The sequence below is a fragment of the Nocardia australiensis genome, from assembly GCF_020733705.1.
In the GTDB taxonomy this organism is placed as follows: domain Bacteria; phylum Actinomycetota; class Actinomycetes; order Mycobacteriales; family Mycobacteriaceae; genus Nocardia; species Nocardia australiensis.
Window position 1 is genome coordinate 95,615 of sequence record NZ_JAJFZM010000001.1, and the last position, 24,517, is coordinate 120,131.

At 66.5% G+C, this 24,517-nt stretch carries 15 protein-coding genes and 1 tRNA gene; 7 read left to right on the forward strand and 9 right to left on the reverse strand.

The genetic code is table 11. The features are described from left to right. Window positions 1–28 precede the first annotated feature (28 nt). Complete coding sequence (locus LKE06_RS00520; RefSeq protein ID WP_227996194.1) at window positions 29–454, forward strand: hypothetical protein; 426 nt, start codon at window positions 29–31, stop codon at window positions 452–454. Between the two features lie 230 nt (window positions 455–684). Here the strand turns inward: LKE06_RS00520 and LKE06_RS00525 are convergent. Beyond that, a tRNA-Met gene (locus LKE06_RS00525) sits at window positions 685–758 on the reverse strand. 550 nt (window positions 759–1,308) lie between these two features. Here LKE06_RS00525 and LKE06_RS00530 point away from each other — a divergent pair. Further along, window positions 1,309–1,893, forward strand: a complete 585-nt coding sequence (locus LKE06_RS00530; RefSeq protein WP_227996196.1) for a transglycosylase family protein — start codon at window positions 1,309–1,311, stop codon at window positions 1,891–1,893. Between the two features lie 83 nt (window positions 1,894–1,976). Here LKE06_RS00530 and LKE06_RS00535 read toward each other — a convergent pair whose 3' ends face one another. Next, window positions 1,977–4,979, reverse strand: a complete 3,003-nt coding sequence (locus tag LKE06_RS00535) for a UPF0182 family protein (protein WP_227999205.1) — start codon at window positions 4,977–4,979, stop codon at window positions 1,977–1,979. A 236-nt stretch (window positions 4,980–5,215) separates the two neighbouring features. On the opposite strand from LKE06_RS00535, the gene LKE06_RS00540 reads away from it, so the two are divergent. Further along, window positions 5,216–5,812 (forward strand): PPA1309 family protein, encoded by a 597-nt coding sequence (locus LKE06_RS00540; protein ID WP_227996198.1) that lies wholly within the window; start codon window positions 5,216–5,218, stop codon window positions 5,810–5,812. A gap of 6 nt (window positions 5,813–5,818) precedes the next feature. Here LKE06_RS00540 and LKE06_RS00545 read toward each other — a convergent pair whose 3' ends face one another. Beyond that, entirely contained in the window at window positions 5,819–6,844 is a 1,026-nt protein-coding gene (locus LKE06_RS00545) for a YlbL family protein (RefSeq protein WP_227996200.1), read from the reverse strand. Between the two features lie 127 nt (window positions 6,845–6,971). Between LKE06_RS00545 and LKE06_RS00550 the strand changes: the two genes are divergently transcribed. The 3 genes from LKE06_RS00550 (at window position 6,972) to LKE06_RS00560 (ending at window position 10,774) form a co-directional block, all read left to right on the forward strand. Continuing rightward, window positions 6,972–8,393 (forward strand): zinc-dependent metalloprotease, encoded by a 1,422-nt coding sequence (locus LKE06_RS00550; protein WP_227996201.1) that lies wholly within the window; start codon window positions 6,972–6,974, stop codon window positions 8,391–8,393. Between the two features lie 88 nt (window positions 8,394–8,481). Further along, entirely contained in the window at window positions 8,482–9,348 is an 867-nt protein-coding gene (locus tag LKE06_RS00555) for a hypothetical protein (RefSeq protein ID WP_227996203.1), read from the forward strand. 82 nt (window positions 9,349–9,430) lie between these two features. Beyond that, the gene (locus LKE06_RS00560; protein WP_227996206.1) at window positions 9,431–10,774 is read left to right on the forward strand and encodes an ABC1 kinase family protein; all 1,344 of its coding nucleotides are present in this window, start codon (window positions 9,431–9,433) and stop codon (window positions 10,772–10,774) included. A 245-nt stretch (window positions 10,775–11,019) separates the two neighbouring features. Here LKE06_RS00560 and LKE06_RS00565 read toward each other — a convergent pair whose 3' ends face one another. Continuing rightward, window positions 11,020–11,343 carry a WhiB family transcriptional regulator gene (locus LKE06_RS00565; RefSeq protein ID WP_372477265.1) on the reverse strand — a complete coding sequence of 108 codons (324 nt, stop codon included), beginning with the start codon at window positions 11,341–11,343 and terminating at the stop codon, window positions 11,020–11,022. Window positions 11,344–11,929: 586 nt separating this feature from the next. Beyond that, window positions 11,930–14,083 carry an ATP-dependent DNA helicase UvrD2 gene (locus LKE06_RS00570; RefSeq protein WP_227999207.1) on the reverse strand — a complete coding sequence of 718 codons (2,154 nt, stop codon included), beginning with the start codon at window positions 14,081–14,083 and terminating at the stop codon, window positions 11,930–11,932. A gap of 338 nt (window positions 14,084–14,421) precedes the next feature. Here LKE06_RS00570 and LKE06_RS00575 point away from each other — a divergent pair, with 338 nt between their 5' ends. Continuing rightward, on the forward strand, window positions 14,422–14,646 hold the full coding sequence (locus LKE06_RS00575; RefSeq protein ID WP_227999208.1) for a mycoredoxin: 225 nt from the start codon (window positions 14,422–14,424) through the stop codon (window positions 14,644–14,646). Between the two features lie 26 nt (window positions 14,647–14,672). On the opposite strand, the gene nudC is transcribed toward LKE06_RS00575, so the two are convergent. The 4 genes from nudC to LKE06_RS00595 form a co-directional block, all read right to left on the reverse strand. Next, the gene (nudC, locus tag LKE06_RS00580) at window positions 14,673–15,599 is read right to left on the reverse strand and encodes an NAD(+) diphosphatase (protein WP_227996208.1); all 927 of its coding nucleotides are present in this window, start codon (window positions 15,597–15,599) and stop codon (window positions 14,673–14,675) included. Between the two features lie 59 nt (window positions 15,600–15,658). Then, window positions 15,659–16,720 (reverse strand): potassium channel family protein, encoded by a 1,062-nt coding sequence (locus LKE06_RS00585; RefSeq protein ID WP_227999209.1) that lies wholly within the window; start codon window positions 16,718–16,720, stop codon window positions 15,659–15,661. 217 nt (window positions 16,721–16,937) lie between these two features. Next, window positions 16,938–20,588, reverse strand: a complete 3,651-nt coding sequence (locus LKE06_RS00590; RefSeq protein WP_227996210.1) for an ATP-dependent helicase — start codon at window positions 20,586–20,588, stop codon at window positions 16,938–16,940. After that, window positions 20,585–24,499, reverse strand: a complete 3,915-nt coding sequence (locus LKE06_RS00595; protein WP_227996212.1) for an ATP-dependent helicase — start codon at window positions 24,497–24,499, stop codon at window positions 20,585–20,587. The genes LKE06_RS00590 and LKE06_RS00595 overlap by 4 nt, the downstream gene beginning before the upstream one ends. Between the last annotated feature and the right edge of the window lie 18 nt (window positions 24,500–24,517).

A 24,517-nucleotide genomic window follows, 5' to 3' on the forward strand; every position in this document is an offset into this window, starting at 1 on the left:
AGTTGAATCACAGAAAGCAAGACGACACATGACCAACATGACAGAGCTGCACCGGCGGACCGTCGCCGGCTTGGCCCTCGCCGCAGCGGGGTTGATCTCGGTAGCGGTCGGCGTGCAGCTTGACGCCGTCTGGGCAGCGGGCCTGTGGACCTTCGGCGCGATGGCAGCACTGTCCGGGGCGGTGTTCGTCGCGAGCGCCCGCACTCTGCTCCCGGCCGATTCCCGGCTGCCCTGGGCGCTGTCCGCCGCGGTCACGGTGGGCGCGACGGCCTTCACTGCGGGAGTGATCGAGGCGAACCTGCACTTTGACGCGGTCGAGGCCGGGCGGGGCGCTCATGCGCTGGTGGCTGTCATGGTGGCCACCGGTGCCATCGGCGTCGCGGCTGCGCTCATCGCGGCGGGCGCGTGCGTTGCGATGTTGCTGCGATCGGTGCGGGCCAGTCGGCTCGCGTGAGCCTTGATCCCCCGGGGTGCGGATAACCGCAGTACTCGCAATTCACCACGCGCGCACGATTAACTTATCTGGCCCTCGTTCCGCTTCGTCCACCGAAAATCACCTGATTTCGCAGTGCTCAGGCGCTGATCGGCGCAGGCATTTCGGGATGATGCCAAATCCGTTGCCAAGAGCCTCGACAAAGATTGAGGGCGGTCCTGACACCTACTGGTCAGGACCGCCCTCGTTTGTAGCGGGGACAGGATTTGAACCTGCGACCTCTGGGTTATGAGCCCAGCGAGCTACCGAGCTGCTCCACCCCGCGTCGGTAAACACAACATTACACACGCCTACTCGCAGATGGCAAATCGACACCTCAACAGGACGTTTCCGCCGGTCAGAACCGGGCGTCGCATGCGCACAGAACCGTCGGCGAAGATAGCCCCCCAGACGTCCCGACACAGCTTCCGACATGCCTGAGCCGACTCCCGAAACGAGCGGCTCCGACACGAACTCGCGCGTCTACACCCGCGAACCGCACCCTCAAACGTGAGCGGGGTCACTATTTCGCGGTGATCTCGAGCACATAACTTTGCTATAACAGGCTAACTAGAATCCATTCTTCTGACATAAGCGACCTGCGCAAATACAGATATGCAGGTTATTTGCATCAGATAATTCCGAAGTTATCAAGATGTGATCGGTCGAGATTTCTTCGTTACCGTCGGTCAGCGGCCCGGATCAAACGTGATGGGCACGAACTCGAACCGCTGAACGCCGGCGACCCTGTCCCACGGTTCGAGGATCCCCGACCTCCTGGGGACAGGGACGCGGCGGAGTTTGCCGAGTTGGTGGGCGCAGGGAGGGAAACAAATATGTCTCAGAACCGAAAGTTCAGCACCCGCGTCCTCGGCTTCGCAGCCATTACCGGCGCCCTTGTGGCAGTACCGTTCGGGCTGTCGACCGGCACCGCCTCGGCAGCGCCCACCCACAACTGGGATGGCGTCGCACAGTGCGAGAGCGGCGGCAATTGGGGAATCAACACCGGTAACGGCTACTACGGTGGCCTGCAGTTCTCGCAGAGCACCTGGAACGCCAACGGTGGCGCCGGCTCGGCCAACAACGCCAGCAAGGCCGAGCAGATCCGCGTTGCGGAAAACGTGCTCGCCACCCAGGGTGTCGGTGCCTGGCCAGTGTGCGGCGCCTACCTCAGCGGTGGCCAGTCCGCGGACGTCGAGCCCGAGCCCGCCGCGCCGGCACCCGCCGCGGAGCCTGAGATCGCCGCGCCGGCACCCGCCGCGGAGTCCGAAGTCGCCGCGCCCACCGTCGACAAGGTGAAGGCCGCAATCGAGCAGGCCAAGAGCACCGGAAACGAGCTGGCCAAGCGAGCCGGCGTCCAGGATCAGTACCAGCAGGTGCTCACACAGAACACCAACCTGATCAACTCGCTGTTCCGCTGATCTCCGGTTCGCCAGGATCACCGACATGAGAACGGCCCTGCCCCCTTTCGGGCGGCAGGGCCGTTCTCATGTCGGTGACGCGGTCAGCGACTTGCGTCCTGATATGCCTTCACTGCGGCGTCCAATTCGTCCAGCGCCTTGCCGAAGTCCTGGAAGTTACCCGTGCGCATGGCATTACGCACGTTCTCGATCTTCCGGTTCAGCTCGGCGGCGGCGGCGTCCTTCGAGGCACTGGAACCTGCGGGCGGGGTGACACCACCTGCGGGCGGCGGTGGCGTGCCACCGGACTGAGGTGGCGCGGTGCCACTCTCGCCCGTTGGCGGTAGCGTGCCCGGTTTCGGCCGCGACGCTGGGTCGCCACCGAATGGTGTTGCCAGCGAACCGGATCCGGGTAGCACCTGATTGAGCGCCTCGGCGAGGGTGGCGGCATAGCCAACCTTCACGCTGCCCGCTTCATCGCGGTAACTCACCAGCACCCGAAGTAACTGCGGGAAGGTTGATGTGTTCGGCCCGGTATTACGTTCGTTGTAAAGCGGCTCCACATAAAGGATTCCGCCGTCGGCAACCGGCAATGTCAGCAAATTGCCATATTTGATCTTGTTCGAATTCGACAGCAGTGTCTTCTGACTCGACACTTCGGGCGCTGTCGTCATCGTGTTCTGGGTCTGCTGCGGACCCTGTGTTTGGGTGTCGGTGGGTAGTCGAAGAATTGTGAACTTGCCGTAGCCATCCGGGTCCGAGCGCACCGAGATATAAGCGGACAAGAACTGCCGGTTGTATCCGACCATCGCACTGGTCAGATTGAACACCGGTTTATTGGTTTGCTGATCACCCAGCAGCACGTAATACGGCGGCTGATTGAAGGTGCCGCCCTCTATCGTCGGATCGCTCGGCACCGACCAGAAAGCGTTGTTGGTGAAGAACTCTCGTGGATCGTCCACGTGGTACTTGGTGAGCATCTCGCGCTGCACCTTGAACAAGTCCTCCGGATAGCGGAAGTGCGCCCGCAGCTCGGGTGAGATCTCGCTCTGCGGCTTGACCGCGCCGGGGAACACACCGCTCCACGCCTTCAGCACGGGGTCGGTGGGATCGGTCTCGTACAGGGTCACTGTGCCGTCATAGGCGTCGACGGTGGCTTTCACCGAGTTACGGATGTAGCTGACCTCCTTGCGTGGCAGCAGTCGACCAGTCTTCTTGTCGATGCTGTCTTCGACCGCACCCTCGAGCGAGGTGGTCTGCGCATAGGGATAGTTGTCCAGCGTGGTGTACGCGTCGACGATCCATTGGATCCGTCCCTCGACGACCGCCGGGTACGCGTTGCCGTCGGTGGTCAGCCACGGCGCCACCTTCTGCACTCGGTCACGCGGATTGCGATTGAACAGGATCTTCGAATCGCTGCCGATGGCCGAGGAAAAGAGGATGTTGCGCTGTGTGTACTTCGCGGCGAAGGCCAGGCGGTTGAACCAATTCCCGATCGACACACCACCCTTGCCGGTGTAGGTGTACTGCGCGACGTCGGAGTCGTATTCGCGAGGACGCTGTCCCTGCTCGGCGCCGACGATGGCGTAGTCCGGGTTGTCCTGGGAAATCAGCTCGCCGTAGTAGATGCGCGGCTGGTCCACCTTGATCTGTTGTTTGTCCGGCGCGGTGAACAGATCACTGACCAGGAAGATCGGGTAGCCGCTGTCGCTACTGCCGCCGGCGGCGTTGGGATCGTCGGACTGCGCCTTGTTGACCCGGTTGGCCGGGGCGGCGACGAAGCCGTTGCCGTGGGTGTAGACGGTGTGCCGGTTGATCCAGTCGGTCTGGTTGCCGCTCAGCGCCGCCGGGGACAACTCGCGCGCGGCGACGATGTAGTCCTGGATATCGCCGCCGATGTTGTAGCGGTCGATGTCGAGCGACTCGGGGAAGCCGTAGAAGTTCTTCAGCTGCCGCAGTTGAGTGAAGGTGGGCGACAAGATGTTCGGATCGAGCAGCCGGGCATTGCCGATGGTAGCGGCATCGACCGGAACGTCCTGCGGGTTCTTCGTACTCTCGCCCTTGTAGTCCTTGTATTCGATCTTGTCCGAGGTGATGCCGTACGCGTCTCGGGTGGCGGCGATATTACGCTGGATATATTCGCTTTCCTTGTCCGCGGCATTCGGGCGCACCGAGAACTGCTCGACGACCAGCGGCCACACCGAGCCGACCAGGATCGACGACAGCACCAATAGCGCCGCCGCCATCGCGGGCACCCGCAGATCGCGCAGCACGATGCCGGCGAAGAAGGCCACCGCGCAGATCACCGCGATGGACATGAGGATCAGCTTGGCGGGCAGCACGGCGTTGATGTCGGTGTAGGAACCGCCGGTGAACGTCGGCTCCTTACGGCTGCTGGAAAGCAGATCGTAGCGATCGAACCAGTACGCGACGGCCTTGAGAAGTACGAAAACCCCGGCCAGCACGGCAAGTTGGATGCGCGCGGGGCGAGTGAGCGCGCCTTCCCTGCCACTCAGACGCAGCCCGCCGAAGACGTAGTGCGTCACCAGGCTGGCGAAGAACGCGATCACCACGGCGACGAACAACCAGTTCAGCATCATGCGATAGAAGGGCAGGTCGAAGGCGTAGAACCCGACATCCAGGTTGAACTGTGGATCGCGCTGACCGAACGAACCGCCGTGCAGGAACAACTGCACGGTGACCCAATTCGACTGCGCCACCAGCCCGGACAGCAATCCGATCAGCACCGGAATCCCGATGCCGAACAGCCGAAGCCTGCTCATCACGGTGGTGCGGTAGCGCGCGATCGGATCATTCGGACCCGCCACAGGCACGAACACCGGGCGGGTGCGATAGGCGAGCAGCAGGGTCAGCCAGACGACCAGACCGACGAACACCGCGATCGCGAGGAACAGCAGCACCCTGGTGCGCAGGACGGTGAGATAGACGCTGCGGAAACCGACCTCGCCGAACCACAGCCAGTTCGTGTACGTGTCGGTCAGGCGCGGTCCCAACAACAGCAGCGCCGCCACGATGATGGCCGCCACCAACAGCACTCGGCTGCGTCGGGACAACGAAGGTAAGCCGGTGGGGGGCCGCATGCCCACGATGCCACGCTCCAAGGTCCGGCGACGCCCGCACCGATTCCGGCCGATGCGCCGCAGTCCGATGTTCAGATGGTCCTTACGAACCCTGTTCTGCGCCCACTCTACGGAATCGGACACCGCCCAGCCCGCAGGGCCGCAAATACACAGGCTGCGGGGCTGCCGGTGGGCTTGTTGCGACGAGGCGGTCAGCCGGACCAGCGCCGCGCGGCCGATCGGCGGTTTGGTTGGATATCCCCGTGACCGCTGATCTGCATGCCGAAGTCATCCTCTCCCGTTGCGTCCGGGAGGTGGCCGAATTCGTTGACGCCGAGGGCTGGGGAAACCCGCCGCAGATGTTCGCGCTGGTACCCACCGCGGATCTGGTCGCCGCCGAGCCGAGCCTGATCGATCAGCTCGATGAGGGCAACGAACTCACGCCAATCGCCCAGGAGTCGTTCCCGGAAGACGTCACCGGCGGATCGATGGCGCTCGACGAGTTTCTCGCGACCACGACCTGGCCCGACGCCGTCCAAGGCTGCGTGCTCGTACAGGAGATCGTGGTGCTGCCGCCGGACGCCGAGAGCACCCTCGATGACGCGCTCGCCCCACTGTTGGCCGACCACGACGCCGCCGACGCCGCGGCTCGAGCCGCGGCCGAGGCGCACCCGGAGCGCCGCGAGGCACGGCTTTTCGCGGCGGTGCTGCGCGCGGGCACGTCGCTTGCGCTACTACAGGTGCGCCCAGAGGACGATGCCGACGAATTCGGTGACCTGGACCTACGCACCTATCCGAACCTGGCGCCCAACGTCATCGACGCGTTACACCACACCTTCGAATCCGACCCCCTCGACTAGCCTCGCTCAGCCGCAGCCGACGGTCGACCTGCCCGCATTGATGTCGCCGAGCGATCGCACGGCGTCGTCGAGGTTTTCGACCTTCACCAGGTGCAGGCCGTCGGGGGTGCGCTGCTTGGCCTCGTTGCAATTGGCGGCGGGGACCATGAAGGTTTCCGCGCCCGCGTCGCGCGCGGCCATCATCTTGTATTGGATGCCACCGATCGGACCGACCTTGCCGTCCTGGTCGATGGTCCCGGTGCCCGCGACGAACTTACCGCCATTGAGTTCACCGGGTGAGAGCTTGTCGATCAGCGCGAGACTGAACATCAGACCGGCGGACGGGCCACCGATATCGGCCAGGTTGAAGGTCACCGCCATCGGCGGGCGTGCGCCCTCGGTTGGGGTCAGGCCAAGATAGCCTTTGTTGGGGTCGTCGGGGCGGGCGGCGAGAGTGATGTCGGCGGCCTGCTCGCTGTTGTCGCGGCGGTAGACCACGTGGATCTGGCTGCCCGGCGGCGACGCGGACACCGCCGTGACCACATCCTTGGGTGCGGCGACCGGGGCGCCGTTGATACTGACCAATTCGTCACCTGCGGCAAGCACGTCCCTGGCCGGGCCTTCGTCAGCGACGTTGTGCACCAGCACCACCGTCGGCAGGTTCAGGAAATGCAGCGCGGCAACCTCGGCATTGCCCTCGGAGTCCTTGAAGTCCTGCTGATTGGACTTGTCGATTTCCTCGCGCGGCACCCCGGGCGGGTATACCTCGGCCCTCGGGACCAAACCGTGCTCGCCGCTGACCCAAAACCCGAAAGCCTCGAAGATATTGAGGCCGTCGCGTACCGAAACAGTGGTCATATTCAGGTGGCCGGTCGTCGGATCGAGCGCCGCACCCCGCACGTCGACGACCTGCTTGCCTTCGACCTCGCCGAGGGTATTGAACGTGGGTCCCGGTCCGAGTGCGACGAACGGCACAGTGAATACACTGCCGGCAGCGCCGAGCACGAGCACGGGGATCAAAGCGGCCACGAGGGTGAGGATCCGACGATTCACCTCGACCACAGTAGTGATGTACCCCCCGAGTAGGCAGCACAGGCACGCAATCGCGCCGTTCGCGCGTCCACCGATTTCGCGCCGCGCGAACACAAGGCCCCTATGCCAAACGCGTAACGTAAGGGGTATGGCTGACCTCCCCTTCGGATTCTCGAACCGCGATGACGACGACCGCAACCGCGGCGACGAGCCCGGCGGTTCGGGTGCGAACAATCCGTTCGGCTTCGGCGGAGCAGGTGCCGCTGGTTTCGATCCGGCGCAGCTCGGTCAGATGCTGACCTCGCTCGGGCAGATGCTCAGCGGTATGGGACAGCCCGGCTCGGCGCAGGCGGGTCCGGTGAACTACGACGTGGCCAAGCGACTGGCCCGCCAGCAGCTCGGGTCGACCATTACCCCGCTGACCCCTGGCGCGACCAGCGCCGTGACCGATGCCGCGCACCTGGCCGAACTGTGGCTCGACGGTGCGACCACACTGCCCGCGGGCGCGACCAAGGCGGTGGCCTGGACGGCCAATGATTGGATCGAGGAGACGCTGCCGACCTGGAAGCGGCTGTGCGACCCGGTGGCCGAGCAGATCTCCGGCATGTGGACCGCGCAATTGCCCGAGGAGGCAAAGGAATTCGCGGGCCCGATGGTCGGGATGCTCGGTCAGATGGGCGGACTCGCGTTCGGATCGCAACTGGGTCAGGCGCTCGGCCAGCTGGCCAAGGAGGTGCTGACCTCCACCGATATCGGTCTGCCTCTGGGGCCGAGCGGTACCGCGGCACTGCTGCCCGCGGCCATTTCGGAGTTCAGCGCCGGGCTCGAGCAGCCCGAGAGCGAGATCCTGGTGTTCCTCGCCGCACGCGAGGCCGCGCACCAGCGACTGTTCGCGCATGTCCCGTGGCTGCGCCAGCAGGTCCTCGGAGCCGTCGAGGACTACGCGCGCGGAATCAAGATGGACTTCTCTTCGATCGAGCAGGCCGCGCAGGGGCTCGACCCCACGGCGTTGACCGATCCTTCGAAGCTCGAGGAGATCCTGTCGCAGGGCGCCTTCGAACCGCAGACCACCCCGGAACAGAAGCAGGCCCTCGAACGACTGGAGACCCTGCTCGCGCTGATCGAGGGCTGGGTCCAGGTCGTCGTCACCGACGCTGTCGGCGATCGCCTGCCCGGTGCGGGCGCGCTCGCCGAGACCCTGCGCAGGCGCCGCGCCACCGGCGGCCCCGCCGAACAGACCTTCGCGACGCTGGTCGGGTTGGAACTGCGGCCACGCAAACTGCGCGAGGCGGCGGCATTGTGGCGGCGCCTGACCACCGACGCGGGCCTGGAAATGCGTGACGGCGTGTGGGCGCACCCGGATCTGTTGCCGGATTCCGATGATCTGGACTCCCCCGCCGGCTTCATCGATTCGGTAATCGGCGGCGGCACAACCCAATTCGATGATCCACTAGCTCAGCTCGCGGAAACCGAAGCGCGCGAACGCGATGCGGCACTGCGTGAAAAGTCCGATTCGGCGCCGGAGGACGGGGCCGGTCCCGACCTCGGTAAGGACAGCGGCGCGTCCTGAGATTGTCCTGTTGGTAGTCGCGAATACCTGTGGATAACTACAGGATTCGCGACCGGACAGGCGCACCGTTGTCGCCATACTGCTGGCCATGACAAAGACGACCCGCGTGCACGGTCCGATGCTGCATCCACGGGTGACCGTCCTGGTGCGGCCCTCCGGTGTTGTCCAGCTCGGCTGGGATCCCGAACGCGCCCTGCTGCTACATCCGGGCGAGTTGGATGCCGATACGGTTCTCGCCTTTCTGCGCCTGCTGAACGGATCCCAGACCAGACCGCAGCTCATCTGGCGGGCCGAGGAGTACGGCATCGCATCGGAGCGGGCGCTGGCGCTGCTGATGGAGATCGACGGCGCCGGACTGCTCATGCACCCGAACGATCCCACCGGACGAATCCGTTCAGTCCGGGTGCACGGGCTCGGCCCGCTCGCCGACGCGGTGTCCGCGGGCCTGCCCGGACTCGGCCTGCGCCCGAGCCGCTCACGCGGCTACGGACCGGACACCACCGTGGCGGGCTGGCGCACCGATCTGGTGATACTCACCGATTCGCTGATCACCGATCCGCGCCTGGCCAATGATCTGGTTCTACATCGGATGCCGCACCTGCAGGTCCGCATTCGCGACGATCGCGGCGTCGTCGGGCCGCTGGTCGTGCCCGGTGTGACCAGTTGCCTGCGTTGCGCGGACCTCATCCGATACGAACACGACGCGGATTGGCCACTGCTCGCGGCCCAACTCCTCGGCCGGGTCGGGCATGCCTCGCCCGCGGGCATCGCAGCCACGACGGCGCTGGTACTCGGCGAACTCGAGGCGATAATCGCCCGCGTACCGGAGCGTCCACCCGCGACATTTGGCACGACCCTGGAGCTCGATCTCGCCTCGCACCTGATCGAACGACGGGATTGGCCGCCGCACGCCGCGTGTGGCTGCCAGGAAATCTCGGCCGGTCCGCAGGCTTGATCGGCGACGATTCTCACACTCCGCTGAGGAAGACATCAGACTGCGATGGCATATCCACAGGTTCGTCCGCCATGATGTGTACGTGTCTGAGATTGTGCGTCGTCGCTCATCCCGCAATGCCAAGTTAGCCAAGATTCCGTTGGGGATCGCCGGTCGCGCCGCCGTCGGGTTCGGCAAGAAGCTGGCGGGTGGCGACAAGACCGAGATCAACGCCCATTTGAACCAGAAGGCCGCCGAACAATTGTTCACCGTGCTCGGCGAGCTCAAGGGCGGTGCGATGAAGTTCGGGCAGGCGCTCAGTGTGATGGAGGCCGCGGTTCCGGAGGAGTTCGGCGAACACTATCGCGAGGCGCTGACAAAACTGCAGGCGGCGGCGCCGCCGATGCCGGCCGAGACCGTGCACCGCGTCCTCGACCAGCAACTCGGCACACAGTGGCGGCAGCGGTTTCAGAGCTTCGACGACGTGCCCGCCGCCTCGGCCAGCATCGGCCAAGTGCACAAGGCCATCTGGTCGGACGGCCGGGTCGTCGCGGTGAAGGTGCAGTACCCCGGCGCCGACGAGGCACTGCGTGCGGATCTCAAGACGCTATCGCGAATGACGGGCCTGTTCGCGTCCGTGATTCCGGGCGCGGATATGAAGCCGATCCTCGCCGAGATTACCGAACGGACCGAGGAAGAACTCGACTACCGCAACGAGGCGACCAACCAGCGGGCGTTCGCGAAGGGATTCGATGGGCATCCGGAGATCGTGGTCCCCAAGGTGGTGGCCAGTGCGCCGAAGGTGATCGTCACCGAGTGGCTCGAGGGCACCCCGGTTTCGGCGATCATCGCCCTGGGCGACGCGGACCCCGACGGCACCGCGGCGATGCGCAATCGGGTCGCCGCCCTGATGGGCAAGTTCCATTTCTCCTCGCCCGAGACCGTCGGGCTGCTACACGTCGATCCGCATCCGGGCAATTTCATGATGCTGCCCGACGGCAAACTGGCCGTCATCGATTTCGGCGCCTGCGCGCCGATGCCGGACGGATTCCCCGATGCACTCGGCCAGATGCTGGCGCTCGCGGTCGAGGAACAGTTCGACGAACTCACCCAATTGCTGTACGACCACGGCTGGGTGATCCCCGGCCGCACCGTGACCGACCAGGAGATCGCCGACTACCTGCGCCCGTTCACCGACCCGATCCGGACCGATTCCTTCCACTTCACCCGCAAATGGATGCAGCGGGTCGCGGGCAAGGCGTCTGATCTCGGTAGCGCGGAGATGAAGACCGCGCGAGCACTGCAACTGCCGGCCCAATACGTGATGATCTTCCGGGTACTCGGCGGCTCGGTCGGCATCCTGGCTCAGCTCGATGCGGAACTGCCGTTCATGCAGTTGGTGAAGACGTGGATGCCCGGCTTTCAGGAGGAACGTTCCGCGAGCTGAGGCCGTCGCCCTGCTTCGAGTTCCGTACAGGCGCGCGGTGAACAGGATGTGCACGGCGATCGCCGCATAAACCACGCTGAACAACCACGCTGAACGCAAAAGAGCCGCCCACCTGATCTCGAGGTGAGCGGCTCTTCTGCTTTCTCGTTCGAGGGCCCCGGCCCGGCAACAGGCAACGGGTGAGGCCTCAGCGACCGGAGGGAGGGCAGGCGCGAGCCCCGGCGCGGCGGCGATTTCTCGCTCACTCACGCCGAGACCGCGACCTTGCGCGGGCGTCCACGCGGGCGTTTGCGGGCGATCACGACGCCCTGGTCGAAGATTTCACCGCCCCAGACACCCCAAGGCTCGCCCCGATCCATGGCTGCGCTCAGGCAGCCTTTACGGATGGGGCACGACTCGCATAGCGCCTTGGCCTGTTCCAACTGGACCGGACTCTCGGCGAACCAGAGATCGGGGTCTCCGGCTCGGCAAGGCAGTACCTTCGTTACCTCCCGAATGCGGGTAGGCAGTGCCACGGTTCGGCATGTCACGTCAGTAGTGGCTTGTGGCCAGCTCTCTGCGGTGAACACGTCGTTCTCCTTCAGCTCGTTTGCAGCGGTTCGTTTGTCGTACTGCGAAACCGGTGCAGTCCGGCTGAAGGGCCGGGAAAAAATACTGGCCACGGTTTCGCTTCGGGCGATCCGTGGCCAGGAGGTCTGGAAGTGTTCCCTACCTAGTTCGACATCTCTGCCGAGTCCTGATCACGGTCGCTGGGTGTGCGTTGTGGAGGCGTGCTGCCCGCAGTTCCGCCGGTGCGTATCCGGCGTCAATTGCGTCTGCGCCGGTGGCCGCTGCTGCGGCTACCGGGTGCCAGCCCCCGCTGGGCTTGTCCTGCGCGAGAATGCAAATCGGGGAATGCATGTGCGTGAATTGCGGCTGCTCACCGAAAACACCCACGCCGGACAGACCGATCCCCTGCAAGCCGAGGATCCCCCGGGAGGCCGACATGGCCGGTCCGTTGACCGCAACGCCAGCTGAACTGAAGTTCATGATGTTGTCCATTTCGTCTGCCTCCCTCCACTACTCGTTGTTTGTCGTTAACTGTGCGCGCCAGGATGACCTCCCGGTGCGTGATTCCAACCATATGCAATGGCGGCCGAACCGACAACCTATTTTCTACCTGCGGTTTTGTGGGCTTGACCGCATCCGGGACGCCACTATCGCGAGTACATCCGCCCCGTACTGGTCGAGCTTCTTCGAGCCGATCCCCGGAATCGCCGCCAGCGCACCGTCACCCGTGGGCAGTTGCTCGGCGATCGCGGTGAGCGTGGTGTCGGTGAAGACGACGAACTCCCTGACCTCCATCGCCTCCGCCTTCTCCGCGCGCCATTCCTTGAGCGCGGTCAGGAGTTCGTAGTCGAGTTCGGCCGGGCAGCGGCGGCAGCGGCCGAGCATGGTGGCGTAGGTACCGATCAATGGTTTGGCGCAGACCCGGCAGGTCGGGCGAACTCCATTGGCCGTTTTCCCGGCCGCCGGCGCCGCGATCCGCGAGGCCGGCGAGTCATCGGGGACGAGGCCGTTGAGGAATCGCGAGCGTCGCCGGGTCCGCCTACTGCCCTCATTGCGGGCCAGCGCCCACGACAACTGCAGGTATTCACGTGCCCTGGTCACACCCACGTAGAGCAGACGGCGTTCCTCTTCCAGCGCGGCCTGGTCGGCGACGGCCCCGTCATCGCCGAGCACATGCGCGATCGGCAGGGTGCCATCCGCGAGACCGACCAGAAAGACCGCGTCCCACTCGAGCCCCTTGGCCGCGTGCAGGGACGCGAGGGTCACCCCCTGCACGGTCGGTGGGTGCCTGGCCTCCGCACGGGTGCGTAGTTCGTGCAGCAGACCGGACAGCTCGAGGTTCTCGTCGTGCGCGAGGAGTTCCTCGGTCAATCGCACCAACGCGACCAGCGATGACCACCGCTCGCGCGCCTGCGCACCCGCCGGTTCGGTGGCGGTGAGCCCGAGTGGTCCGAGCGCGGCCCGGACCAGGTTCACCAGGGCGCTGCCGCCGCGTGCCTGGTCGGGCAGATCATCGCGCGCGGCGACCTGGCGTAGCGCCTGCACGGCCTGCCTGACTTCGGGGCGGACAAAGAAGCCTTCGCCGCCGCGCAGCTGATATGGAATACCCAGTTCGGTCAGCGCCTGTTCATAGGCTTCCGACTGGGCATTGATCCGGTACAACACCGCGATCTCGGCGGCGGGCATGCCGGAATCGATCCGCCGCTTGATGAATCGCGCCACCGCCGCCGCTTCGGCGGGGCCGTCGTCGTACTCGGCGAATACCGGTTCGGGGCCGTCGGCACGCTGACCGATCAATTGCAGCCGGGTACCGGCGATGCGACCGCGTGCGGCTCCGATCACGCGATTGGCCAGCGACACCACCTGTGGGGTGGATCGATAGTCGCGCTCGAGCCGGATCACTGTCGCCTCGGGGAAGCGCCGGGAAAAATCCAGCAGGTAGCCGGGGGTGGCGCCGGTGAAGGAGTAGATCGTCTGATTCGCGTCGCCCACCACGGTGAGATCGTCGCGATCACCGAGCCAGGCGTCGAGCACCCGTTGCTGCAATGGGGTGACGTCCTGGTATTCGTCGACGACGAAACTTCGGTAGCGGCCACGGAATTCGTCGGCCACCGACGGATAGTCCTCCAGCGCCGCCGCGGTGTGCAGCAGCAGATCGTCGAAGTCGAGCAGCAGCCCCTCATGCGAGGTCTTGAGCGCCTCGTAGCCGAGGTAGACCTCGACGACCCTGGCCGCGTCGTAGGGTGGCTCGCGGTGATGCTTGGCCGCCGCGGCGGGATAGTCCTCGGGGGCGATGAGCGATGCTTTCGCCCATTCGATCTCGCTGAGTAGGTCGCGAACGCTTTCGGTGGCGGAGGATAGCCCCGCCTTGCTCGCGGCCTGCGCCACGATCGGGAACTTGCGATCGATCAACTGCCACGGCACATCCCCGACCACCTGTGGCCAGAAGTACTTGAGCTGGCGCAGCGCGGCCGCGTGGAAAGTACGCGCCTGTACCTGATTCGCCTCGCCGCCGAGACCTAGCGCCCGCAGGCGCCCGCGCATCTCCCCCGCCGCGCGTGCGGTGAAGGTCACCGCGAGGACCTGATCGGCCTTCACATGTCCGGCCGAGACCAGGTGCGCGATGCGATGGGTAATGGTCCTGGTCTTGCCGGTGCCCGCACCGGCGAGCACACACACCGGCCCTCGCGGCGCGCGCACGGCGGCGGCCTGCTCCGGGTCCAAGGCGGCGAGGTCGAGTGCTGGCACGGGCTCCATCATGACAGCGCCGACCGACAGGCCGACGCCCGCCGATGGTGGCGACGTGGCCACCGAACTGTAGAAACGGCGCACTACCAGGCGACACACCGGCGCAGACAACAAGCCGCCGAGGCCGCGTAGTGCGTGTGGTACTCGGTTGTTCGGCGTGGAGGTGGTGCTGCTCGCGTGGACGGTGGGGTGAGCTCTATCAGTCCGCGGCGCGGCACCATCCCCCAGTTCGGCACGCTGGTGAGATCCAGCTCGGCCTCGCTGCGCAAGCCTCGGTGCCGAGCCGGCGGAACAGGATCAGGTGGTTGAGCGTTGCACGATCCGTGACTGATGCAACGCCTGACCTGACGATGTACTCGACCACCTGGTGCGGATACTGCCGCAGGCTCAAGACCCAACTGGACGAGGCCGGTATCACCTATGTCGAGATCGACATCGAACAAGATCCGGCATCCGCCGAGTTCGTCGGCAGTGTGAACGGCGGTAACCATGTGGTGCCGACCGTGAAATTCGCTGACGGCTCCACCGCGACCAACCCGTCGCTGGCCACCGTCAAGCAGGCATTGAGCGCCTGATACCAAACGGCACCGGATCGGTGCCGTCAATCGATGGCGGCCCAGGATTCGACGATGGTGCGGGCGATGGAGATAGAGCCCGGCAGCAGCAAGGGCTTGTCGGACCGCTTGTTGTCAGACCGCTTGTTGTCAGACTTGGCCGACCAGTCGCCCGCGGCGAGGGCATCGCGCACCTCGTCGCGGGTGAACCAGTGTGCCTCGGCAATCTCGCCATCGGAAAAAACAAGTGGCTGTTCGGGGTCGGCGACGGCGGCGAAACCGAGCATCAGCGAGCGCGGGAAAGGCCACGGCTGGCTGCCGAGATAGCTGATATCGCGGACTGCGAGCCCGACCTCCTCGAGCATCTCACGTTCGACACACCGTTCCAGTGACTCGCCCGCCTCGACGAATCCGGCGAGCAGCGAGAACAGTGTCGTCGGCCAGCTGTGCTGGCGGGCGAGCAACACACGGTCGCCACCGTCGTGGATAAGGCAGATCACGGCGGGGTCGATCCTCGGAAACTCTTCGTATCCGGATTCGGTGACCCGCGACCAGCCGCCCTTACTCGAGACGGTGAGCGTGCCATCGGCACCGTTGAAGTACGCCTTGTCATGCCAGTTCAGCAGGGCATTCGCGGTACTGAGCAGACTTGCGGTGAAATCGTCGATCCCACTGGCCATGGCGCGCAGATCGGTCAGCGAGCCGCTGAGTTCGGAATCGCGCACCGCCCACAGGTGGCTGCCCGCCTCGACTCCGAGGAAGACGGCCACCGGGCTCGGCTCCGCGGACAGCTCAATCGCCGCGTCCAGCACCAGCTCGCCGTCCTCGACACGAACCTGCCCCCGCCGATTCACTCGCAGCAACTTGGCCTCGTCCCAGCCCTCCTTCAGGGCGTGCGGGTCGGCCCGGACCACTTCGGCTCGATCGACAACGGAACGGGACAGCAACGGAACACCATTGAGCTGAAATGCCACACTTCGAGACTATCGCGCCGCGACGTTGCCAGTTCCGGCGCAGGTGTCGCCGGTGTTTCTCACTTGGCGGCGCGACGGATGTACAGCAGCTTGTCGCCCGCTTCTATGGCATCGACCTCGGGCTCGCCGACCCGGATCAACTCGTCGCCGCGTACCACGCCGAGCACGATTTCACTGAGATGCCGTGGTGAGCCACCGATTTCGGCGGACTCCACCTCACGCTCGGCGATCGCGAAGCCTTGTTCGGGGGTCAGCAGGTCTTCCATCATTTCCACCACCGACGGGGTGGTGGTCGCGATGCCGAGCAGCCGTCCCGCGGTCTCCGAAGACACCACCACCGAGTCCGCGCCGGATTGGCGCAGCAGATGAGTGTTTTCCGCCTCGCGAATGGCGACGACGATCTTCGCGGCCTTGTTGATTTCGCGAGCGGTGAGGGTGACGAGGACCGCGGTGTCGTCGCGGTTGGTGGCGACCACCATCGACGCCGCGTTCTGCGCGCCTGCCAACCGCAGCACATCGGACTGGGTCGCCGAACCCTGTACTGTCACCAGCCCGGCGCTTCCGGCCGCCTCCAACGCGACGGCATCGGTATCGACTACGACGATATCGCCGGGTTGCACGCCGTCACCGAGCATGGCGTCGATCGCGGTGCGGCCCTTCGTGCCATATCCGACGACCACGGTGTGATTACGCACGCTGCGCCTCCAACGCTGAATCTTGAATACCTGCCGGGATCGTTCGGTCAGCACCCCGAGTGTGGTTCCGACGAGCACGATGAGGAACAGAACCCGCAGCGGGGTAATGATGATGATGTTGGCCAGCCGCGCCTCGGGGGTTACCGGTGAGATGTCGCCGTATCCGGTGGTGGACAGCGACACGGTCGCGTAATAGAACGCGTCCAGGAACGACAGCTCGTCGCCGGAATTGTCGTGGTACCCACTCCGGCCGAGGTACACCACCAACGCCGCGCTGAACAGCAGCGCGATCGCGAACGCCACCCGGCGGTATAGCGAAATCCAAGGACTGATCTGGGCTTCGGGAATGCGCAGCAGCCCGACCAGCGCGTAATCCGGTCGGCCGGATACCCCGCCACTCGCGCGGTCGCCGAAATCACCCAGCACCGGACTCACCCTCCCTGTTCCTCACCGAGTTCGCGGCCGCCGGCCTGGCTTGTCCCTCCGGCACAGCACGCGAGCCTACCCGCTGCGCGCGGCACCGCCCGGTCACGAAGCGATCAGTCGGCAAATGCGAGGCTGAGGTATGGCAGACAATGCTCTTGCTCCTCACAGCTGATGAAGATCGCGACGGTGCTGCGGCTGCCTATGCAGATTCCGCTGATCACTCAGTCGCTGAAGGTGAGCCGACAGGCGCGGCAGTCCTGATCAGCTCGGCGAGTTCGGTGGGACCGGGCAGTTCGGCAGGCGCGACGGTGCGCCCGGATCGCACGTAATGGAATGCGGCACTGATACGTTCGAGCATCTCCTGTTCGGAGCCGCCCTCGCGGGCGGCCATCAGCCTGGCCCAGGCCAGCCGGTATACGGCCAACTGGGTGGCGACAGCCGGTTGTTCGGCGGCGCTCGGTTCGGCACCGGTCTTCCAATCCACCACGACCCAGCCGCCGCCCGGTTCGGCGAACACCGCGTCCATGCGACCGCGAATGACGGTTCCCGCGATGGAGGTTTCGAAGGGGATCTCCACCTCGAGCGGACTGCGGTGCGCCCACGGCGAGTTGAGGAAGGCGTTCTGCATCTTCGTCAGCTCGGCATCAGCACTGGCGTCGGCGAATTCGTTGTCGGCGGCACCGGGCAGTTCATCGAAGCCGAGCAGGCGATCAGCGGCGAACCAGCGCTGCACCCAGGCGTGGAAGGCAGTTCCGCGCCGCGCCATGGGATTCGGCGGGAACGGCAGTGGACGGCGTAGCCGGGCAGCGAGCCTGGCGGGGTCGGCGCGCAACTCCACCAGCGCGGTCGCGGCGATCTGGCCCGGTAGCTCGACCACCTGCGCAATCGCTTGGGCCGCTTCATATTCGGCAAGCAGGGCATCGACGTCTGCGGCCCACCCGTCGGGGTCGTCGGCAGCAGGGTCTGGTTCGAGGTCGGCGTCGGCGTCGGCGTCACGGCCGGGGCCAGCGGCGTCGAAGTCGGTGGCGGCAGGGAGGTCGGCAGCGACGAGGTTCACCGGAGCGGCGGTGGCGTGCGGGGTGGCAGGTTGCTGGCCGGGGGTGTTCGGTGAAGCCGACTTGTCGGAGGGGGCGCCTACTATCCCTGTTATGTCGTCGGACTCGTCAACCAAGCGCAGTTGCGCGAAATCGTCTGGGGCGCGGGCACTGTCGCGAACCTTGCGACCTTTGGCGGCTCGTGGAGCGGATAGCTCCGCGAGGGCGGCGCGCACGAGGGCGGCACCCTGTTCGATGGGGTCGCGACGGTTGCCGAGCGGGTCGCGTGGCCAGCGCGCGGTAGCTGGGTTGTCGGTGAAGGGGTTGACGGCCTCGACGGCGGGCGGCTCGTCCCAGCGGTCGATATCGACCGCGCCGAAGGCGGGACTATCGGAGGATTCGCTGGCATTTTTGAGTTCGAGCAGGAAATCGGAGGGCCCCTTGGGGGAGGCGCCGGTTTCGGCCCAGTGGTGTGCCGAAACGAGAAGAACGCGTTCGGTTCTGGTGAGCGCGACATAGAAGAGGCGGCGATCCTCATCAAGGCGGCGACGATCCAGCGCTTCCTTGTGCGCCTTGATCGCCCGCTCGAGGTCGGCGCGGTCATAAAGGTCCGAAAGGTCGAGAACGGGAACGCCTTCCGCCGCGTCATCGGTTCGGCGATCGCCGCGCAGGGTCGTCGGCAATTCGGCTAGCGCGCCCAGCCAACTGCCCGACGCGGCCCCCGAGGGGAATACACCGCGAGTCACGTGCGGCACCGCCACGATTTCCCATTCCAAGCCCTTCGCGGCGTGCACAGTCAGCACCTGCACCCGGTCGCGTGCCACCTCGACCTCACCCGGTTCCAGGCCGTTCTCGACCGCCTCGGCTGCAGCAAGGAAGGCGAGCAGCCCGCCGAGCGATGCCCCCGAATCGCTCGCATACCCGGCCACTACCTCGGCGAAAGCGTCGAGATGTTCGCGGCCCGCACCGGCACCCGCCATCGCCCGGCGAGCCTGGGTCTCCACCCCGACTCCGATGGTGCGCTCCACGTCGGCGACCAGTTCGGTAAGCGGCTGCCCACTGCGTTCCCGCAATGCGGCGAGCTCCTTGCCCAACGCGACGATCCGTGCGCGACCCACATCCGAATACTGTTCGCGCGGACCGGGATCGGCAATCGCGTCGGCCAGGCCCGCCTGTTCGGCCGGCTCCGGCGCAACCTCGCGCAGCGCGGCGGCCAGCGCGGCAGTATCGGTTATCTCGTTCGCATCGCCGTTGTTCAATCGGCTGATCGACAGGTCACGGGCCCGCCGCGCGAGCGCCGCGATATCGGCGACACCGATGCGCCAGCGGGCGCCGGTAAGCACGCGCATCGCCGCGCTGCCCGCGCCGGGTTCCGCGATCAACCGCAGCGTGGCGACTATATCCGCGACCTCGGGTGTCGCGAGCAGCCCGCCGAGGCCGACGATCTCCACCGGAAGTCCTTGTTCTCGAAGAGCTTCCGCAAGAGGGGCGGCATCGGCGTTACGGCGCACCAGCACAGCCGAGGTCGGTGGCGGCTGCCGCGCCTCGTATCGCAGCGCCCATTCGGCGGCGATCCGGCCTGCGACCCAATCTCGTTCGTCTGCAACAGTTTCGGTCAGCGCCAGCGCGACTATGCCCGGCTCCGCCTCGGGTTTCGCACGCAGTGCGTCCACCGTAACGCCATCACCATCGATGGCCTTGCGCCGCAATGGGTCCGCCACCAGGTTCGCCAGTGCGAGCGCCTCCGGCGGGTTGCGCCAACTGGTCAGCAACGGCAGGGTCGGCGCGGGCACCCCGGGGGCACTGGGAAAGTCGGTAGCGAAGCGGGGCAGGTTCGCGGCCGAAGCACCGCGCCAGCCGTAGATCGACTGCATCGGATCACCTACCGCGGTAACCGCCAACCACTGCTGACCGGATGAGATGCCGCCGAACAGCGCGGAAAGCAGCACGCGCTGGGCGTGGCCGGTGTCCTGATATTCGTCGAGCAGCACGAGACGAAAGCGGGCTCTTTCAGCGGCCGCGACCTCGGCGTGTTCTGCGGCGAGACGGGCGGCCAGCGACATCTGAGCACCGAAATCCAGGGCGCCACGTCGGCGCAGTGCTTGCGCGAGCTGATTGACCAATGGCAGCAAAGCGACGCGTTCACTTTGAGCGGCAACAATATTCAGCAGGGCTTGACTCGGCCCGCCGCGCTGGCGCGGGCCCGCGGGCAGGGTGTGGACCAGCTTCTCCAGTTCGGTGTGTGCCTCGGCGAGTTGCTCAGGCTCGACGAGATGTTCGGCGAGCTGCCCGGAGAGCGCGAGCACGGCCTCGGTGACCGAGACGGGGGTGCGATCGGTGTCCAGGTCGCCGTCCCAATTTCGCACGACCTGGTGCGCCAATTGCCACAGCTGAGTTTCGGTGAGCAATGTCGCCGAGGGTTCCACCGGCAGCAGCAGGCCGTGCTCGGTGAGCAGCCTGCCCGCGTAGGAGTGGTAGGTGCTGATCTCGGGTTCCGCACCGGCCAATTGCGCCCGCAGCTCCCCCGACGCGTCGAGTTCGCGCAGCAATGGCGAACCCGCCAGCCGTGCCAATCGAGTGCGGATGCGAGAGGTCAACTGTTGGGCTGCTTTTCGGGTGAATGTGAGACCGAGCACCGCGTCGGGCAGCACGAGCCGATTGGCCACCATCCACACCACACGGGCGGCCATGGTCTCGGTTTTACCCGCGCCCGCACCGGCCACCACCAGGGTCGGTCCCGGCGCGGCCGCGATCACCGCGGCCTGCTCGTCGGTGGGCGGCGGCAGCCCGAGCGCCTCGGCCAGCCGGTAGGGCGTCACCCGAGGCTGTGTCACTCGTCGGTCACCTGCCTTCCGGTGTCCTGGACCGGGCAGCTACCCGCCACAGCGCAATGCCTGCAGCCATCGTTGCGCATCGCGAGGTAGCTCGGCCCCTGAGTTGCCGCCGCCGCATCGTGAATTGTGCCGCGCCACTTATCGAGCGCCGCTGCGTCCAGCGGCGGCTGCATCCGCTGGGTAGCCCCCTCCTTACTACTCGGCTTAGCGACATACACCAGCCGAGCCCCACCGGGTTCGCTCAAACCGGCACCCACTTCGCCTACCGCGCCATCGAACTCACTCCCCGCAACCACACCGGAATCACTCGCCACACCACCTGATTCGCCTGTAGCATCGCCAAGGGCCCAGGATTCGACTGTCGCGCGGCGGGTCTCGATATTCGGCACGCTCGATTCTCCCGCAGCACCATCGGATTCGGCTGAGGCATGCCCCGCACTCGCATCGCCGACGGACTCGCCCAGCGACGCGTCCAGCGCGCCCAGCGCGGCAGCGACCTGGTAGGTCGCCAGTTGGGGATGGTCGACGGCGGCCTGCTTGGTGATGGGTGACTTTCCGGTTTTCACATCGACGATGACGAAACGACCGAGAGCATCGCGTTCCAGACGGTCGATGCGCCCCCGAATCCGTACCGGCCGTTCATCTTCCGTGCGCGCCGGTAGCACGCAGTCGACCGGAATCTCGACACCCGCCTGGGTGAGTTCGCCACGGGTATTGCGGACCCAAGCCATGAACGTCTCCAGCATGGCCTCGGTGCGGCGCAATTCCTGACGCGAGTGCCAGCCGGTACCGGGATCGACAGCCTGCCATGCCTTGTCGAGCGTGGCCCGCACCTGCGCCTCGGGCACCTTCCCGGCTAGGGCCTGCACCAACGTATGCACCAGATTGCCCTTGACGGCGTGCGGATTGTCGCCGTCGGTGCCGCCGTGCCGTTCCAGCGCCCACCGCAGCGGGCAGGTGCGCAGCAACTCCACCGTCGACGGTGACAGCGCGACGGCGGCCTCATCCTCTTCCCACAGCGAGCGCCGCGAGCTGAGATCCGCAGTGCCGTACCAGTCTTCGGGGTGAGTGCCGGGAACCCCCGCATCCGCGAGCCGGGCCAGCTGATGCGCGGCGCGGCGGCGGCGTTGCGGATCGGCGTCGAAATCGCAGACCACGCCGCGCAGTTCGGCGACGAGCGAATGCATGACGAGCGCCCGGCCGGGATCGGCGACCGGCAGCGCGCCGAGTTCGCTGTCGTCGTCGTGGCCGAGGAGTTCGGCGAGGAAACGCGAAGGCACGAGATCGCGTTCGCCCGAGACCGATTCGACGGCGGTGACCAGCAACGATTGCCTGGCCCGGCTACACGCGACCAGCAGCAGCCTGCGCTCCTCGGCTAGGATGGGCGCGGCCCGACTCACCCGCTCCCCCGCGTCGACAATGCCCGCAGTGAGGTCGACCAGGTCCTCGTTGCCCAGCAGCGTCCCGCGTGGCCGCGGATTCGGCCAGATACCCTCCTGCACGGCCGCGACCGCGACCACATCCCATTCGCGGCCCGCCGACGCGTGTGCGCTGAGCAGCGCGACCGCCTCGCCCGGCGCGGTCAGCGCGCGGCTGTCGTGCGGAATCTCCTGCTGGAGAAGATATTCGACAAACCCTTCGATGCTCGCGCGTGGCAGCCGGTCCACATAGGCGGCGGCCGTGTCGAACAAACCGACGGCCGCGTCGAGATCTCGATCGGCCTGCATACCGACCGCACCGCCACGCTCGGACTGCGCGACCCAGCGCCGCTCCAGCCGCGACCCGGTCCACAGCGCCCACAGCACATCCTCCAGGCCGGCACCGCGGCGGCGGGCCTTGACAGCGCGATCCAGTGCGGCGAGCACGCGGCGCAACGGCGCGGCCTCGACCTCGGTGAGCCGCTCCAGAATTCGACTGTCGGCCTGACCGATCAGCACATCGCGCAGCATCTCCGCCGAAGACCGGTCGACGTTGGTGCGCCATTCGGCCGCACCGTCACCGGGCCCGGAGGCCGGCTTACCGACTCCCCGCTCGGCGTTATCCGATTGCGCTGCAACGGTATTCGCATCCGATTCGCCTGCCACCCATCCAGTTTCGGGTTGGTCGCGTTCAGAGCCGTCGTCTCCGTCCGCGATTTCAGGTTCGGGATTCGCGCCTGGCCATTCGGAGTCGCGAATATCCCACTCGGGTTCGACGCCGTACCAATCGGCATCGTCGGCGGCCCGCTCGGGGGCATATCCGCCCTGATCGACCGGGTCGTATTCGGTCCTCGGCTCACCTGCCTCGATATCGGTGATGTCACGAGGTTCGGCGGTGCCCCATTCGGCCTCGTCGATATCGGGCACTGAGCTCATCTGCCGCGCGCTTGCGGCCTCCAGCACGCTGCGCCTGATCCCGCGCCGCAGTCGGCGCAGGGTGATCTGGTCGGCGCCACCGAGCGGGCCCGCGAGCAGATCCATGGCGTCCTCGGCGGAGAACATGGCATCCTCCCCGCCGCGTGCCCCCCGGTTCGCCCGCTCACCGGCGAGGACAGCCCGCAACGCGAGCAGCATCCAGGCCGCGCCACGGCGGCGCGCCAGCGGCGCGTCGAGCGCGGGCTGCTGGACCGGCACACCGGCCGCGAGCAGGGCGCGGCGCAGCGGCGCCAGCGACAACGGGATAGAGCGCACGATCACCGCCATCCGCGACCACGGCACACCTGAGGTGAGATGGGCCCGGCGCAAATGGTCGGCGATCAGCGCGGCTTCCTTGGCCGGGGTGGCCAGCACTCGCACCCGCACCTCGGTGCCGTCGAGACCCGGTTCCGTCGCGTGATCCGGCAGCGGAAACCGTTGCGGCGCACTGCCGGGTAACTTGGCCGCGACCCGAGCGACGGCCGCCTGCACCTGACCACCCGATCGGTGATTCTCGCGCAGGATGATTCGCTGCCCATCGGGCACGTCGAGATCGGCGACAAACCGTGCGTCGGCACCGCGGAAGGTGAAGATGCCCTGATCCGGATCACCCGCCACCACCGCAGTGCGTGCGGCGGCGCCGATCACCCGCACCAGTAACGCGGCCTGCGGATCGAGGTGCTGAGCGTCATCGGCCAGCAGATACCTGATCCGGGATCGTTCCTCGGCAAGGAGATTCGCATCGCCTGCCAATGCGTCCAGCGCCGCGCCGATGAGTTCGGCAGCATCCAGGGCGGGCGCGGTAGCCTCGGGCGCCTCGACCCCCACCGACCAGCGCAACAGCATCGCCTGCTCGTAGCGCATCGCGAACCTGCCTGCGGCCACCCATTCCGGTCGCGCGTTCTCGCGGCCGAGCCGCGCCAGATCCTCGGGGCCGAGGCCGCGTTCGGTGGCGCGCAACATGAGGTCGCGCAACTGTTCGGCGAACCCGCCGAGCGCCAGCGCGGGCTGCAACCGCTGCGGCCACAGACCAGTCGCCCCCGCCGCGATATCGAGCAGGTCGCCGCGCAGCATCTCGCGCAGCACCGCATCCTGTTCGGCACCGGTCAGCAAACGCGGCGGCGGGTTGCCGTGCGCGGTGGCGTGTCGCCGCAACACCGAGAAAGCGTAGGAGTGCAGGGTGCGCACGAGCGGCTCTCTGGTGGCACCGGGCACCCCGGATTCGAGGTCGCCGCGCCCGGTCAGCCGCGCGGTGACGGCATCGCGCAACGCACCGGCGGCCTGCTTGGAATGGGTCAGCACCAGCACCGATTCCGGATCGGCTCCCGCGCTGATTCGCTCGGCGGCCAGCTCGATCAACAGTGTCGTTTTGCCCGTGCCCGGCCCGCCGAGCACCTGCCACGGCCGCCATCCGGGGCGGAGCGGGCCGTGGGCGGCCTGGGCATCGAACAGCGCGCGGACATCGGCACCCCAGACCCGAGGCCGGGGTGCCGCCACATTTCGGCGAACAAGTCGCACCGCGCTATCCGATCGCAC

Coding starts and splice junctions, on each gene's coding strand:
- LKE06_RS00520 (WP_227996194.1), top strand. CDS start 29: ATGACCAACATGACAGAGCTGCACCGGCGGACCGTCGCCGGCTTGGCC.
- LKE06_RS00530 (WP_227996196.1), top strand. CDS start 1,309: ATGTCTCAGAACCGAAAGTTCAGCACCCGCGTCCTCGGCTTCGCAGCC.
- LKE06_RS00550 (WP_227996201.1), top strand. CDS start 6,972: ATGGCTGACCTCCCCTTCGGATTCTCGAACCGCGATGACGACGACCGC.
- LKE06_RS00555 (WP_227996203.1), top strand. CDS start 8,482: ATGACAAAGACGACCCGCGTGCACGGTCCGATGCTGCATCCACGGGTG.
- LKE06_RS00570 (WP_227999207.1), bottom strand. CDS start 14,083: ATGATGGAGCCCGTGCCAGCACTCGACCTCGCCGCCTTGGACCCGGAG.
- LKE06_RS00575 (WP_227999208.1), top strand. CDS start 14,422: ATGTACTCGACCACCTGGTGCGGATACTGCCGCAGGCTCAAGACCCAA.